We start from the raw sequence: 14,455 nt of genomic DNA on the forward strand, positions 1-14,455 counted from the left end.
TGCTGCGGCTTGAAGTATGAAGGGTATCAATCACTTAAATTTGTGCGCTGATGTGCTGTCTGAAACAGAGTACAATCCGCCGCTCTGAATTGTATAATAAGTAGCTAATTGACGGCATGAAGAAAAACCGCGCTTTTTTAAAATGGGCTGGTGGAAAATACCCGCTGGTGGACGAGATTCGTCGTCATCTGCCAGCAGGCGACTGCTTAATCGAGCCCTTCGTGGGTGCGGGTTCAGTCTTTCTGAACACGGAATACGATGCCTATATTCTCGCCGACATCAACAGCGATCTTATTAACCTGTATAACATCGTTAAGCTGCGTACGGATGACTTCGTGCGTGATGCCCGCCTTCTTTTCACCGATGAATTCAATAAGTCGGATCAGTTTTACCTGCTGCGCGAAGAGTTTAATACTAGTGCCGATCCTTATCGCCGCGCGCTGCTGTTTCTTTATCTGAACCGCCACTGTTATAACGGCCTGTGCCGATATAACCTGCGTGGCGAGTTCAACGTTCCCTTTGGACGTTACAAGAAACCGTACTTCCCCGAGGAAGAGCTGTACTGGTTCGCCGAAAAATCCCGCAACGCCACTTTTGTCTGCGAGCATTACCGGGATACCATGGCAAAAGCCGAGCGTGGTACCGTGGTGTATTGCGATCCGCCGTATGCGCCATTATCGGCGACGGCGAATTTTACCGCCTACCACACCAACAGCTTCAGCATGGCCGATCAACAAAGCCTGGCGTTGATGGCACATCAGCTTTCAGTAGAAAGCCAGGTGCCGGTATTGATTTCCAACCACGATACCGAACTGACGCGTGACTGGTATCAGCACGCCTCGCTGTTTGTTGTGAAAGCGCGTCGCACCATCAGCCGCAATATTCTCGGCCGCAGCAAAGTGAATGAACTTTTGGCGCTTTATCGTTAAACCGGGGTTACGCCCCGGCGTATAACAAATTCGAACCCTACGTTTGGAGATAGCGGATGAAAAAATTTTTGATTGCCCCGTCCATTTTGTCGGCAGATTTTGCTCGCCTGGGTGAAGACACAGCCAACGTGCTGGCCGCAGGTGCCGACGTAGTGCACTTCGACGTGATGGATAACCACTACGTTCCCAATCTGACCATCGGGCCGATGGTTTGTCAGGCGCTGCGTAACTACGGCATCACCGCACCGATTGACGTGCATCTGATGGTGAAGCCGGTAGACCGCATAGTGCCGGACTTCGCCGCAGCGGGTGCCAGTTACATCTCTTTCCATCCGGAAGCCTCCGAACACGTCGATCGCACCATTCAATTGATTAAAGAGCACGGCTGTAAAGCCGGCTTGGTATTCAACCCGGCGACGCCGCTGAGCTATCTTGATTACGTGATGGACAAAATCGACGTGATCCTGCTGATGTCGGTCAACCCTGGCTTTGGCGGCCAGTCGTTTATCCACGGTACTTTGGATAAGCTGCGCCAGGTGCGCAAGCTGATCGACGAAAGCGGTCGCGATATCCGTTTGGAAGTGGATGGCGGGGTGAAAGTCGACAACATCGCCGAAATCGCCGCAGCCGGTGCAGACATGTTTGTCGCCGGTTCAGCCATCTTCGGCAAGCCGGACTATCGCCGGGTGATTGATGATATGCGCAGCGAACTGGCGAAGGTGACGCATGGCTGATTTCAGTGCCATCCGCGCTCTGGCCTTTGATCTCGATGGCACGCTGGTAGACAGCGCGCCGGGATTGGCGGCCGCTATTGATATGGCGCTGGCGGAAATGGGTTTGCCACAGGCCGGCGAAGACCGGGTCAGCACCTGGATTGGCAATGGCGCAGACGTGCTGGTACAACGCGCGCTGCGCTGGGCTGAGGTGGAAGCCACCCCAGAACACTGCCAACAACTGCGCGAACGTTTTGATCACTTCTATGCGCAAACCGTGGACAGCGGCAGTCGCCTGTTTCCGCAGGTGAAGGAAACGCTGGCCCAATTAGCTGCGCAAGGGTATCCCATGGCGCTGGTGACCAACAAGCCGACGCCGTTTGTCGCACCACTGTTGGCCGCATTGGGCATTCTCGATGACTTTTCGCTGATTATCGGCGGCGATGACGTGGTGGAAAAAAAACCGCACCCGGCACCGCTGTATCTGGTCCTCGGCAAATTGGGCCTGCGCACCAACGAGTTGCTGTTTGTGGGCGATTCCCGCAACGATATTCAGGCGGCGCAGGCGGCTGGCTGCCCTAGCGCCGCGCTGACCTACGGTTATAACTACGGCGAGGCGATTGCCCTGAGCCATCCCGACCGCGTGTTGGAGCGCTTTGCCGATTTGTTGCCCGCTCTTGGGCTGTCATCTTTAGAGAATCAGGAAATTTAAACATGAGTAAGCCCATCGTATTTAGCGGCGCACAGCCGTCCGGTGAACTGACCATTGGCAACTACATGGGTGCCCTGCGTCAGTGGGAGAAAATGCAGGACGATTATGACTGCATCTACTGCATCGTTGATTTGCATGCGATAACCGTACGTCAGGACGCAGAAAAACTGCGCAAAGCTACGCTGGACACGCTGGCGCTGTATCTGGCCTGCGGCATCGATCCGCAAAAGAGCACCATCTTCGTACAGTCTCACGTGCCGGAGCATACGCAACTGAGCTGGGTGTTGAACTGCTATACCTATTTCGGCGAACTGAGCCGCATGACCCAGTTCAAAGACAAATCCGCACGCTATGCGGAAAACATCAACGCCGGCCTGTTCAGCTATCCGGTGCTGATGGCGGCGGATATCCTGCTGTACCAGACCAACCAGGTTCCGGTCGGTGAAGACCAGAAGCAACATCTGGAACTGAGCCGTGACATTGGTCAGCGTTTCAATGCGCTGTACGGTGACGTATTCAAAGTCCCTGAGCCGTTTATTCCCAAGTCCGGCGCTCGCGTGATGTCGCTGCAAGAGCCGACCAAGAAAATGTCCAAGTCGGACGATAACCGCAACAACGTGATTGGCCTGCTGGAAGATCCGAAAGCGGTGAGCAAGAAAATCAAACGTGCGATGACCGACTCCGAAGAGCCGCCGGTAGTGCGTTACGACGTGGCGAACAAGGCAGGGGTATCAAACCTGCTGGATATTCTCGCCGGTGTGACCGGCAAGAGCATCGCTCAGTTGGAAGCCGAGTTTGAAGGCCAGATGTACGGCCACCTGAAAGGTGCGGTAGCCGAAGCGGTATCCGGCATGCTGGGTGAGCTGCAGGAGCGTTACCACCGTTTCCGCAATGACGAGGCCTTGCTGCAGCAGGTGATGCGTGACGGTGCGGCCAAGGCTCGTGCGCGCGCACAGGAAACGTTGGCCAAGGTTTACCAGGCAGTTGGCTTCGTGTCACCACAGTGATCCTCGCCATAAAAGAAAAGCGGCCATTGGCCGCTTTTTTTACGTCTGGATTAAGCCATTTGCGCCAGTGGCTGTGGTGATTCCTGGCTAGAGAACCAGTTCAGCTTGCTGCGCAGGCTCACCACGCTGCCGACGATGATTAAACTTGGGCTGGCAGCACGCAAGGCCAGGGTTCCCAGCTGCTTCAGTTCCCCTTCGATCACCCTTTGACGACAAGAGGTGCCGTTTTCTACCAGCGCCACCGGGGTGGAGGCTGGCATACCGTGCGCGATCAGTTGGCGTTGGATCTCTGCCGCCTGCGTCAGGCCCATGTAAAACACCAACGTTTGCTGCCCGGCGGCCAGCGTTGACCAGTTTAACCCGCCATCGCGCTTGGCGTGCCCCGTCACCAGGCGCACGCTTTGCGCATGGTCGCGATGGGTGAGGGGAATACCGCTGTAGGCTGAGCAACCGGAAGCAGCGGTAATGCCCGGCACCACCGAGAACGGAATATTGGCGTCGGCCAACGTTTCCAGCTCTTCACCGCCGCGGCCAAAGATGAATGGGTCACCGCCTTTCAGTCGTACCACGCGCTTACCTTGTTGCGCCTGCTCGAGCAGGATTTGGTTAATCTGATCTTGTGGCACGCAATGGTTGCCGGCACGTTTGCCGACGAAAATGCGCTCGGCATCGCGACGCACCAGCGTCATGACCTCATCGGAGACCAGGCGGTCATAAACCACCACGTCAGCCTGCTGGATCTGCTGCAGACCTTTCAGGGTCAACAGGCCAGCGTCACCCGGTCCGGCACCCACCAGTACCACTTCACCGCATTGTTGCTGTTGATGGCTAAACAGCTCCTCGATCTGCCGATCCGCCAGCGGTTGGTCATCATTGGCCAAAGACTGCGCCAGGCGGTCGTGGGCAAACAGTTTTTCCCAAAAACGGCGGCGTGCGCCGATGTCAGAGAAGTGCTTTTTCACCCGTTGACGCAATAAGCCGCCCAGTTGCGCCAGCTTGCCAAGGTGCTGAGGCAGCATGGCCTCCAGTTTTTCTCGTAACAGCCGCGCCAGCACCGGCGCTTTACCGCCGGAAGACACCGCGACCATAATCGGCGAGCGATCGATAATCGATGGCATGATAAAGCTGGCGCGCTTGGGATCATCCACGACGTTGCAGAACACCCGTTGCTGGTTGGCGCATTGATACACCAACGCGTTGACTTCCACCCGATCGGTGGCGGCGATCACCAGCCACTTTTCCGCCAGCAACGCCGCGCTGAACTCGCCTTCTGCCAGCGTGACCCGGCCAAGCGCGGCCCATTCGTGAAATTGCGGGCTAAAGCTGCAGGCGTTGACGGTCAACGTCGCGCCGGCATCCAGCAGCAAACGGGCTTTGCGTTCGGCAATCTCACCGCCACCGACCAGCAGGCAGGCTTTGTGTTGCAGTTGGCAGAAAATCGGCAGGTAATCCATCGGCAATCCTCGGGGCAATCAGCAGTGGGGCGCAAAGCGCCCCGGAATATTATGCGGCTTGACGCGTTACGGCTTTTTCAGCCTGTGGCCGTTCGGCACGTGGTGTGGCGTACCAGTAGCCCAGGCCCATCAGCACCGAGCCGGACAGGATATTACCCAGTGTCACCCACAGCAGGTTATGGCCGATGCCACTCAGGGTATAGGCTTCGCTGTGATGGCCGAACCAGGACAGGGCGAACAGCGTCATATTGGCAACCGAGTGTTCATAGCCGGAAGCGATAAAGGCCAGCAGACACCACCAGATGGCGATGAACTTGGCGGCACCTTCCACGCGGATCGCCATCCAAATCGCCAGGCAGACCAGCCAGTTACACAGCACGCCCTTGAAGAACAGCACTTCCGCCGGTGCGGTGGTTTTTGCCAACGCCGCGGTGTGTACCAGACTGGTATCCACCGGCAACAGGCTGCCGCCGCCGTAATAGTACATCAGCGCCACCAGCACCGAGCCCAACAGGTTGCCCAACCAGGTCTGCGGCAAGACCGCCCACATTTGGCCCTGCGTGATGGTGCCGGCCTTGACGCCGAGCGTCAGGAACATGGTGTGGCCAGTGAACAGTTCGGAACCGGCGATGATCACCAGCGTCAGCGCGATGCCGAAGGTGGCCCCCATCACCAGCGGACGCAGGGAGGGATCGACCAGATTGCCGAGGGTGAAGATCAAAATGATGCCGAGGCCGACGTAGGCCCCGGCCATTGCCGAGCTGATCCAAAAGCCCAGCGGGCTGTGTTTTGCCAGCCGGACGATGCGCGCCGCATTGGCGGCGCATTTGTTGATGGTATCGGTGAACATGCTGCTTCCCCTGAGGTTAAAGTAGAAATATCAGGCCGCGACCTGCACCATGCCGTCCAAAACCCGGCTGGCGAAATGCGCGACGGAGCGGCTGTCATCTTCCAGACAGTAACCGTCGTGCAGGCGGAAATGTTGTTTTTTTAACGGGCTGGCGACCCACAGCTCACCCTGATGTTCGGCGATCAGCCCGCGTGATAACACGCTGGCCTGGGCGAAGGGATCAATATTGCTGATGGCAAAGACCTGATCGTCGGCGTAGGGGCGGAAGATGGCCACCTGTTGGTCGCCAATCAGGGCACACACGCCGGTACCTGGCAGGATATCGCTGATAGGGCAAAGGGTTGTCCACTGGCTCATGCGTTGTTCTCCTCGGTTTCCAACAGGGTGACAGGAATGCGTTCATCCGGACGGGCCGGGCGGTGCTGCTCGCGTTCGGCGACCACCTGGACGTTCGGATCGCGCTGGCTACTGTTGATAAAGTGGGCGAAGCGGACCTGAGATTCGGGGTGCTCAACGGTTTCTTTCCACTCGCAGATCACCGCGTCGCGAAGGCGGGCGATTTCGGCTTCCAGTTGAGCGTTGATGCCCAGTTTGTCGTCAATGATCACTTTGCGCAGGTAATCGATGCCGCCTTCCAGGCTTTCCAGCCATACCGAGGTGCGCTGCAGCTTATCGGCGGTGCGGATATAGAACATCATAAAGCGATCGAGGTAGTGCTCCAGCGTTTCGCTGTCGAGGTCAGCCGCCAGCAGATCGGCATGGCGCGGTTTCATGCCGCCGTTGCCGCAGACGTACAGATTCCAGCCGTTTTCGGTCGCGATAATACCGACGTCCTTGCCCTGCGCCTCGGCGCATTCACGGGTGCAGCCGGAAACGCCAAACTTCATTTTGTGCGGGGTGCGAATGCCTTTGTAGCGGTGTTCCAGCTTGACGCCAAACCCGACGCTGTCGCCGACGCCATAGCGGCACCAGGTGCTGCCAACGCAGGTTTTCGACATGCGCAGCGCCTTGGCGTAGGCGTGGCCGGTTTCAAAACCGGCGGCAATCAGTTTGCTCCAAATGGCCGGCAGGTCGTCTTTTTGCGCGCCGAACATGCCGATGCGCTGAGAGCCGGTCATCTTGGTGTACAGATTGTATTCCTTGGCGATCTGGCCGACCGCCATCAAACCGTCCGGCGTGATTTCACCGCCGGCGGAGCGTGGGATCACCGAATAAGTGCCGTCTTTCTGGATATTGCCGAGGAAGTTGTCGTTAGTGTCCTGCAGCGGCGTATGTTGCGGTTTGAGCACGTACTCATTCCAGCAGGAGGCCAGCAGTGAGCCAACGGTAGGTTTACACACTTCACAGCCGTAACCCTTACCGTATTTGGCCAGCAGTTCGTCGAAGGATTTGATGCCTTCGACGCGGATCAGGTGGTAGAGCTCCTGGCGTGAATAAGCAAAGTGCTCGCACAGGTGATGGTTGACTTCGATGCCCTGTTTGGTCAGTTCGGCATTCAGCACCTGGGTGATCAGAGGAATACAGCCACCGCAGCCGGTACCGGCCTTGGTTTCAGACTTGATGGCGGCGACGGTGTGGCAACCCATGCTGACCGCCTTGATGATATCGCCTTTGCTGACGTCGAAGCAGGAGCAGATTTGCGCGGTTTCCGGCAGCGACTCGACGCCAATCGCCGGCTTGCTGCCTGCGTGCGACGGCAGGATCAGACCGTCCGGGTTTTCCGGCAGTTCGATGGCGTTTAACGCCAGCTGCAGCAGGTTGCCGTAGTCACTGGTGTCGCCCACCAGCACTGCGCCGAGCAGGGTCTTGTTGTCTGCGCTGACGACGATGCGTTTATAAATTTCTTTGCTTTCATCCAGATAAACGTAGCTGCGTGCCCCTTCGGTGCGGCCATGGGCATCACCGATGCCGCCGACGTCTACACCCAGCAATTTCAGCTTGGCGCTCATGTCTGCGCCCAGGAAGGTGTTTTCGCGCCCCAACAGATGGTCAGCCGTTACCTGCGCCATTTTATAGCCCGGTGCAACCAGGCCGAAGGTGCGATCGCGCCATGAGGCGCATTCGCCGATGGCGTAAACGTCCGGATCTGAAGTTTGGCAACTGTCGTTAATCACGATACCGCCCCGGCGTGCGGTGGCTAGCCCACACTGATGGGCCAGTTTGTCCTGGGCACGGATACCGGTGGAGAAGACGATAAAGTCGACTTCCAGTGCGGTGCCGTCGGCGAACTGCATGGTCTTGCGCGCCAGCTCCCCGCCGTTGACGATTTCCTGGGTATTTTTGCCGGTATGAACTTTGACGCCCATGCGTTCGATTTTACGACGTAGCTGATCGCCACCCATCGGATCCAGCTGTTCTGCCATCAGTACCGGCGCAAACTCAATGACGTGGGTTTCTACGCCCAGGCTTTTCAGCGCGCCTGCGGCCTCCAGACCGAGCAGGCCGCCGCCGACTACGGCACCGCGTTTGCTGCGGCGTGCGCAGGCTTCGATGGCGTTGAGATCTTCAATGGTGCGGTAGACGAAACAGTCCTGGCTGTCTGAACCCTTGATCGGTGGGATCCACGGGTAAGAGCCGGTGGCCATGATCAGCTTGTCGTAGTACACCGTGCGGCCGGTGTTGGAGTGAATGACTTTTTCACTGCGGTTGATGGTGATGGCCCGCTCGCCGACCAGCACTTTTACGCCCTGTTTTTCGTAAAAGCCTTCGCGAACCAGCGAGAGCTCTTCGGCGGTGTGGTGGGAGAAATAAGAAGACAGGTGCACGCGGTCGTAGGCGATGCGCGGTTCTTCACAAAATACGGTGATGTCGAACTGGTCTTTGTCTGCTTTTTCCAACAGATCTTCGATAAACCGGTGGCCGACCATGCCGTTACCGATGACAGCAAGTTTGACTCTGCTCATTATTGCCTCAAAATTCTGATTTCCTAGCGTTACCTTATTCCTCCCTACGGGCAATTTATTGATGCAAATCAATCGCCCCTCCATATACCTCTTATGTGGTATATGGATGATTTTTATCGATATTTGATAAGTTGCGGTTTTTATTCACCTTTAGCTGAAACGAGCCAGTTAATGCGAATTCTACTTATTTGGGAGTAAGGGGTGGGGTAATAACCGCAAGGGCGCTTTGTCAGCCTGATCCGCTGCCAGTATGATGAATAAAACAGGCTGGAACAGCAGAGGTGAAGCGTGGCCAAGAGTCCATTGAAGTTTATCGATAACCTGCGTTTAAGCGGGCATGAAGGGCTGTGGCAACTGGCCATTGAACAGGGGCGCATCGCTCATATCGTGCCGCAGCCGGAAGGGCAGGAGTGGCGCAACGACGTGCTGGATGCGCAGGGCGGGCTGGCGCAGCCGGCATTTGTCGAGCCGCATATCCATCTGGATACCACCCAAACCGCCGGGCAACCGGCCTGGAACCAGTCAGGTACCCTGTTTGAAGGCATTGAACGCTGGGCAGAACGCAAGGCACTGCTGATCCATGAGGACGTCAAGCAACGCGCCTGGCAGACGCTGAAATGGCAGATCGCCAACGGCGTGCAGTACGTGCGTACCCATGTTGACGTCTCGGACCCGACCCTGACGGCGCTACGCGCGATGCTGGAAGTGAAGCAGGAAGTGGCCCCCTGGGTTACGCTGCAAATCGTCGCCTTCCCGCAGGAGGGCATCATGTCTTATCCCAACGGCGAAGCCCTGCTGGAAGAGGCGCTGCGGTTGGGAGCCGACGTGGTAGGGGCCATCCCGCACTTTGAATTCACCCGGGAATACGGCGTGGAGTCGCTGCACAAGGCGTTTGCTCTGGCGCAGAAATACGATCGGCTGGTGGATGTCCACTGCGATGAGATTGACGACGAACAGTCGCGATTTGTCGAGACCGTAGCGGCGCTGGCGCTGAAGCTGGACATGGGTGCCAGGGTGACCGCGAGCCATACCACGGCGATGCACTCTTACAATGGCGCTTATGCTTCACGGCTGTTCCGCCTGCTGAAAATGTCAGGCATCAACTTTGTTGCTAACCCGCTGGTGAATATCCACCTGCAGGGGCGCTTCGACAGCTACCCGAAGCGGCGCGGCATCACCCGGGTGAAAGAGATGCTGGAGGCGAATATCAACGTCTGCTTTGGTCATGACGATGTGTTCGACCCCTGGTACCCGCTGGGGACCGCCAACATGCTGCAGGTGCTGCATATGGGGCTGCATGTGTGCCAACTGATGGGATACGGCCAGATCGACGACGGGCTGAAACTGATCACCAGTCACAGCGCCCGGACGTTGAACCTGACCGATTACGGCCTGGCGGCAGGGAACAGTGCCAACCTGGTGATTCTGCCGGCGGAAAGTGGTTTTGACGCGGTGCGCCGACAGACGCCGGTGCGCTATTCGATACGGCAGGGGGTGGTGATTGCCGAGACTAAGCCAGCCGAAACCACGCTGTATCTGGCACAGGATGAGAAGGTGGATTTCCGGCGTTAAGGCACCGGTTTCAGCATAAAAAAAGGGCGCCAAGGCGCCCTTTTTACATCACGTCGGCAGGTTAGTGCGTCACGTGACCGTGGCTGCGGTGCTTGGTCACGAAACCGAGCAGCAGACACATGACGAATACCGCCAGGTACAGGCCGTTAGCGGTAGTCAGCGCTGCATGCGCGCCGCCTTTCGCTACGATCGGGCCGGTGACCACGAAGGTCAGCATGGTGCCGATGGTGCCGCAGGTCAGGATGAAGTTAACCAGTTTCGGTGAAGAAACCTTGGTCTGCAGCGAGCCCAGAGTGATCAACGTGGTGTAGATCGCGCTGGAGACGAAGCCCAGAGCCATAATGTAGTAGCCCAGGTGTTCCGGATTGTCGGTGCTGACGAACATGTACATCGCACCGGTCGCCAAAGCGGCCAGAATGGTGACGATGCGCTGCAAATCGAAGAAGCGCAGAATAAAGCTGAACACCCACATGCCCACCATGTATGAGGTCCAGAAATCGCTCACCAGTTTACCGGCCTGGCTGATATCCATACCGAATGACTTGGTGGCGTATTCCGGCACCCACTGGATGAAACCAAGCTGGCCGAGGATGTAGCACAGTGCGGCGATCGACAGGAACAGCACGCCGATACCCCATTTTTCTTTCGCTACCGGCTGGCCGGCGTCGGCGCCTTTGTTGCCCAGCACCGGGAACTCGGAGAACAGGGTCAGCACAAAGATACCTACATACAGCAGGCCGATGCAGGCGTACACCCAGTACCAGCCGATCTGACGAGCCAGCAGCATTGCGGCAACAATCGGGAAGATCATCCCGGCCATGCTGAAGAAGGAATCAGTGAACAGCAGGCGCGAACCGCGTTGGCGGCCAGCGTACATATGGGTGATCAAGAAGGTGCCTATCGACATGGTGATACCGCTGACCACGCCAAGGACGAACATGCACAACGAGAACATGGTCAGGCTTTTGCCGACCATCAACCCGGCGACAGCCAGCACCATCAGCACAAAGCCGAACATCAATTGACGTTTCAGCGGGATGATTTCCATCAGCCAGGCATTGAGGAAGATCGAAATCAAAATACCGGCGTTAAGAAAGGTAAAGGTATTGCTCATGCTGGAAACCGGCAGATTAAAGTACTCTGCAATGTTCCCCATCACCATCCCTGTGACGATAACTAAAGCACCGGTCAGCGCGTAAGAAAAATAGCTGATCCAGGTAAGCCGTAGACGGTTGCTGTCATTCATTATATAGGCCTGATTATGTCTGTTAGGATTATTCCCGTCGCCTTTCAAACCGCAGCGTTGTTACCTGCACTAACTCCCCCCAGTCACTTACCTAAGTAAGCTCCAGGGGATGAGTAAGTTGGGCGTCTAGCTGCAATTTGAAATTCATAGGGTATAACGCTGGATTAAGGCCGCTGGCTTTTCCTGGCAAAAGCAGAAAAAAGTCCCGATCAGGCCACCAGGGAGCGGATCCTAGCACAGACAACGGGAGTTTTTGTGATGGCTGTCGATTTTTTGATGCAATGAATGAGCGGTGGTGAAATATTTTTGTGATCTGTTAGATCACCGTCACGATGGAATCTCGACTGATGACGATCGGCGAGAAGCTGACCTCAGGCGTGGTCGGATCAATCAGCCGCCTTGCCGCGTATTGCGCCATTTCGGTAATCGGGAAATGTACGCTGGTCAGCGCCGGTCGAACGAAAGGTGCACGTTCGCCGCTGTCGTAACAGATCAGCGAGATATCTTGCGGAACCCGTAGGCGATGTTCGTTGATTGCCAGCAGCGCGCCGATGGCCATTTCTTCGTTGCAGCAATAGATAGCGGTAGGCGTGGTTTTCATTTGCAACAGCAGATCGGCGCAGCGATAGCCGCTTTCCAAATCGTACAGCCCTTCGACGCAGGCAACCGGTTTGATGTGCGCTGCCTGCATTGCCTGTTCAAATCCCTGCAGTCGCAAGTGGCTGGAGGGGCGATCGCGGGGGCCGCTGATGCAGGCGATATGTCGGTGGCCGGCATCAATCAACTGTTGGGTCGCCATGCGGCTGGCGCGCGGATGATCGAAAGTGACGCAGCGGTCTTCCAGACCAGGCACCAGACGATCGAGCAGGATAAAAGGGCGTTGCTCTGTTGCCAACTGACGCAGTTGGTCGTCGCTGAGGAAGCGGACATGGAGGATCACACCGTCGCAACGCAGACTGAACAGCCGTTGAATCGCCTGCCATTCGTTTTCGGCGCTGTTGCGGCCCTGGGTCACCAGTAACTGTTTGCCATGAGATTCAGCTTCGGTTTGCACGAAGTCCATCAGCGCGCCGAAGAAACCGCCGCGATATGAAGTCGTGACCAGCCCGAGGGTATTGCTGTGGCTGGAGGCCAGTGCGCGTGCTGCAGGGTTGGGGGTGTAACCTAGCTGGGCCACCGCGCGTTCCACTTTCTCGCGGGTCTGCCCTTTAACGTTGGTGTCGCCATTCACTACGCGGGACACGGTGGCGCGGGACACGCCCGCCAAGGCTGCGACATCTTCCAGTGTCACCATCATCCGACTCCTGATTACGACAAAAATGGGGTCGACGTATCGACCCCCTACAGATTAGTTATAGCAATGTATCAGCAACCGCGGCTGGCCCGGCGGTTATTTAAACTGTGGCAGATAAGGCGCATTCACCGCCAACACGTCATCCAGCAGCGGCTGGGCCACATTGGCATTACCGACCAGCGGATTGGTCACCAACGCCAGCAGACCACTACGGCGATCGCCATGCACTGCGGCTTCGATAGTCAGACGCTCGTAGGCTTTCACCTGTTGAGTCAGCGCATGCATGGAATCCGGCAGCGTGCCGAAGGTCAGCGGGTGGGCGCCCTGAGCATCGACAATACAGTTGGTTTCTATCACAGCATCGTCCGGTAAACCGCGAATGGCACCACGGTTTGCAGTATTGACGACTAATTGCGTGCCGAGATTATTATGGATCGCACGAATTAGCTCCAGCGCGACTTCCGAATAATATGATCCGCCGCGGAAACTTAATTGTTCCGGTTTGCTGTCGAGGTGCGGATCGGCATACAGCTCAAACAGCTCTTTCTCTACTTTCATCACCTGCTCGGCACGGGTGCCGCGCTCGGCCGCCGCGGCAATTTCTTCGGCCAGCATCTCTTTGGTTTGGTAGAAATAGCGGTGGTACGGGCAAGGGATTGCCCCCACGGCGCGCAGGAAGTCCGGCTGCCAAGGCTCTTCCTTGATGTTGTTCATGGTCAACGCGGCACCATCGCACAGCATGTCGATCACCTTACCGGTGACGTCTTGCCCCTTTTGCAGCACCTGATGAACCCAGACCATATGGTTCAGCCCGGCAAATTGCAGCTGTATTTCTTGAGAAGGGCTTTTCAGCATGTTGGCAATCATATGGTGCATGCTGATCGGTACGTTACACAGCCCGATGATTTTCGCTTTGGTGTAACGTGAGACCGCTTCGGTAACGATGCCGGCCGGGTTGGTGAAGTTGATGATCCAGGCATCCGGTGCCAGTTTTTCCACTCTGCGGGCGATATCCAGCATCACCGGTATGGTGCGCAGCGCCTTGGCAAAGCCGCCGACGCCGGTGGTTTCCTGGCCTATCAGGTCGTATTTCAGCCCCAAACGCTCGTCGGCGGCGCGTGCCGGCAGCTGGCCGACGCGGAACTGGGTCAGGACGAAGTTCGCGTCCCGAATAGCCTCATCCAGTTCGAAATGCACGCTGACTTTGACCTGCTCCAGGCCATGGCGCGCCAGCATGCGTTCGGTCAGCGCGGCAATGATCTCTACCTTTTCGCGGCCGGGTTCAACATCTACCAGCGCCAGTTCGGTCACCGGCAGTTCTTCGATACGTTGGATCAGCCCATCAACCAATTCTGGCGTGTAACTGCTGCCGCCGCCGATCACGGCGATTTTCAAGGCGCTCATGCGCGAACCTCCATCTGGGCCTGGCGGCGGTAGAGTTCAATCATGTCATCCGCCAGATCCTGGATCACCATAGCGTTCATCAGATGATCCTGGGCATGAACGGTAATCAGGTTGATGGCCAGTTTGCCGCAGCCTTCATCCATGCCGATCAGTTGGGTCTGGATAAGATGCGCCTTTTTCACCGACTGTTTGGACTCGGCCATGTGCTTGGCTGAGGCGGTAAAGTCACCGGCACGCGCCTGCTGCAAGGCCATCAACGCACTGCTGCGGGCACCACCGGAGAACACCAGCAGCTCCATGATGGTGCTTTCAAAATCGGGGCTGATTTCAGTCATCAATTCACTCACATTATTTCTCCTGTTATTGCGCGG

At 56.9% G+C, this 14,455-nt stretch carries 13 protein-coding genes; 5 read left to right on the forward strand and 8 right to left on the reverse strand.

Annotated elements, in window-relative coordinates:
* Window positions 1-116: 116 nt before the first annotated feature.
* From dam to trpS, 4 genes are read left to right on the forward strand one after another with little or no spacing between them, the layout of a single operon-like run.
* Window positions 117-929 carry an adenine-specific DNA-methyltransferase gene (gene dam, locus AC1RKC_RS21485; protein ID WP_020837327.1) on the forward strand — a complete coding sequence of 271 codons (813 nt, stop codon included), beginning with the start codon at window positions 117-119 and terminating at the stop codon, window positions 927-929.
* 56 nt (window positions 930-985) lie between these two features.
* Window positions 986-1,663, forward strand: coding sequence for a ribulose-phosphate 3-epimerase (gene rpe, locus AC1RKC_RS21490; protein WP_020837326.1), 678 nt, complete (start codon window positions 986-988; stop codon window positions 1,661-1,663).
* Window positions 1,656-2,354 carry a phosphoglycolate phosphatase gene (locus tag AC1RKC_RS21495; protein ID WP_046372482.1) on the forward strand — a complete coding sequence of 233 codons (699 nt, stop codon included), beginning with the start codon at window positions 1,656-1,658 and terminating at the stop codon, window positions 2,352-2,354. The genes rpe and AC1RKC_RS21495 overlap by 8 nt, the downstream gene beginning before the upstream one ends.
* Before the next feature lie 2 nt (window positions 2,355-2,356).
* Window positions 2,357-3,361 (forward strand): tryptophan--tRNA ligase, encoded by a 1,005-nt coding sequence (trpS, locus tag AC1RKC_RS21500; protein ID WP_020837324.1) that lies wholly within the window; start codon window positions 2,357-2,359, stop codon window positions 3,359-3,361.
* A gap of 50 nt (window positions 3,362-3,411) precedes the next feature.
* Here the strand turns inward: trpS and cysG are convergent, their stop codons facing one another.
* The 4 genes from cysG to nirB are packed head-to-tail and all read right to left on the reverse strand — an operon-like array spanning window position 3,412 to window position 8,568.
* Entirely contained in the window at window positions 3,412-4,815 is a 1,404-nt protein-coding gene (gene cysG / locus AC1RKC_RS21505) for a siroheme synthase CysG (protein WP_371078834.1), read from the reverse strand.
* A 49-nt stretch (window positions 4,816-4,864) separates the two neighbouring features.
* Window positions 4,865-5,665 carry a nitrite transporter NirC gene (nirC, locus tag AC1RKC_RS21510; RefSeq protein WP_046372484.1) on the reverse strand — a complete coding sequence of 267 codons (801 nt, stop codon included), beginning with the start codon at window positions 5,663-5,665 and terminating at the stop codon, window positions 4,865-4,867.
* 30 nt (window positions 5,666-5,695) lie between these two features.
* Window positions 5,696-6,022: a nitrite reductase small subunit NirD gene (nirD, locus tag AC1RKC_RS21515; RefSeq protein ID WP_020837321.1), complete on the reverse strand. Its 327-nt coding sequence runs from the start codon at window positions 6,020-6,022 to the stop codon at window positions 5,696-5,698.
* Complete coding sequence (gene nirB / locus AC1RKC_RS21520) at window positions 6,019-8,568, reverse strand: nitrite reductase large subunit NirB (RefSeq protein WP_308530223.1); 2,550 nt, start codon at window positions 8,566-8,568, stop codon at window positions 6,019-6,021. The genes nirD and nirB overlap by 4 nt, the downstream gene beginning before the upstream one ends.
* Before the next feature lie 303 nt (window positions 8,569-8,871).
* Here nirB and AC1RKC_RS21525 point away from each other — a divergent pair, with 303 nt between their 5' ends.
* Complete coding sequence (locus tag AC1RKC_RS21525) at window positions 8,872-10,140, forward strand: cytosine deaminase (RefSeq protein WP_314725657.1); 1,269 nt, start codon at window positions 8,872-8,874, stop codon at window positions 10,138-10,140.
* A 61-nt stretch (window positions 10,141-10,201) separates the two neighbouring features.
* Here AC1RKC_RS21525 and tsgA read toward each other — a convergent pair whose 3' ends face one another.
* The 4 genes from tsgA to AC1RKC_RS21545 form a co-directional block, all read right to left on the reverse strand.
* Window positions 10,202-11,386 (reverse strand): MFS transporter TsgA, encoded by a 1,185-nt coding sequence (tsgA, locus tag AC1RKC_RS21530; protein ID WP_020837315.1) that lies wholly within the window; start codon window positions 11,384-11,386, stop codon window positions 10,202-10,204.
* A 316-nt stretch (window positions 11,387-11,702) separates the two neighbouring features.
* Window positions 11,703-12,680 carry a LacI family DNA-binding transcriptional regulator gene (locus AC1RKC_RS21535; RefSeq protein WP_493092731.1) on the reverse strand — a complete coding sequence of 326 codons (978 nt, stop codon included), beginning with the start codon at window positions 12,678-12,680 and terminating at the stop codon, window positions 11,703-11,705.
* Window positions 12,681-12,776: 96 nt separating this feature from the next.
* Complete coding sequence (locus AC1RKC_RS21540) at window positions 12,777-14,084, reverse strand: 6-phospho-beta-glucosidase (RefSeq protein ID WP_020837311.1); 1,308 nt, start codon at window positions 14,082-14,084, stop codon at window positions 12,777-12,779.
* Window positions 14,081-14,419: a PTS lactose/cellobiose transporter subunit IIA gene (locus AC1RKC_RS21545; RefSeq protein ID WP_041415733.1), complete on the reverse strand. Its 339-nt coding sequence runs from the start codon at window positions 14,417-14,419 to the stop codon at window positions 14,081-14,083. The genes AC1RKC_RS21540 and AC1RKC_RS21545 overlap by 4 nt, the downstream gene beginning before the upstream one ends.
* Between the last annotated feature and the right edge of the window lie 36 nt (window positions 14,420-14,455).

Source organism: Serratia sp. GW822-FHT06E05, from assembly GCF_058799445.1.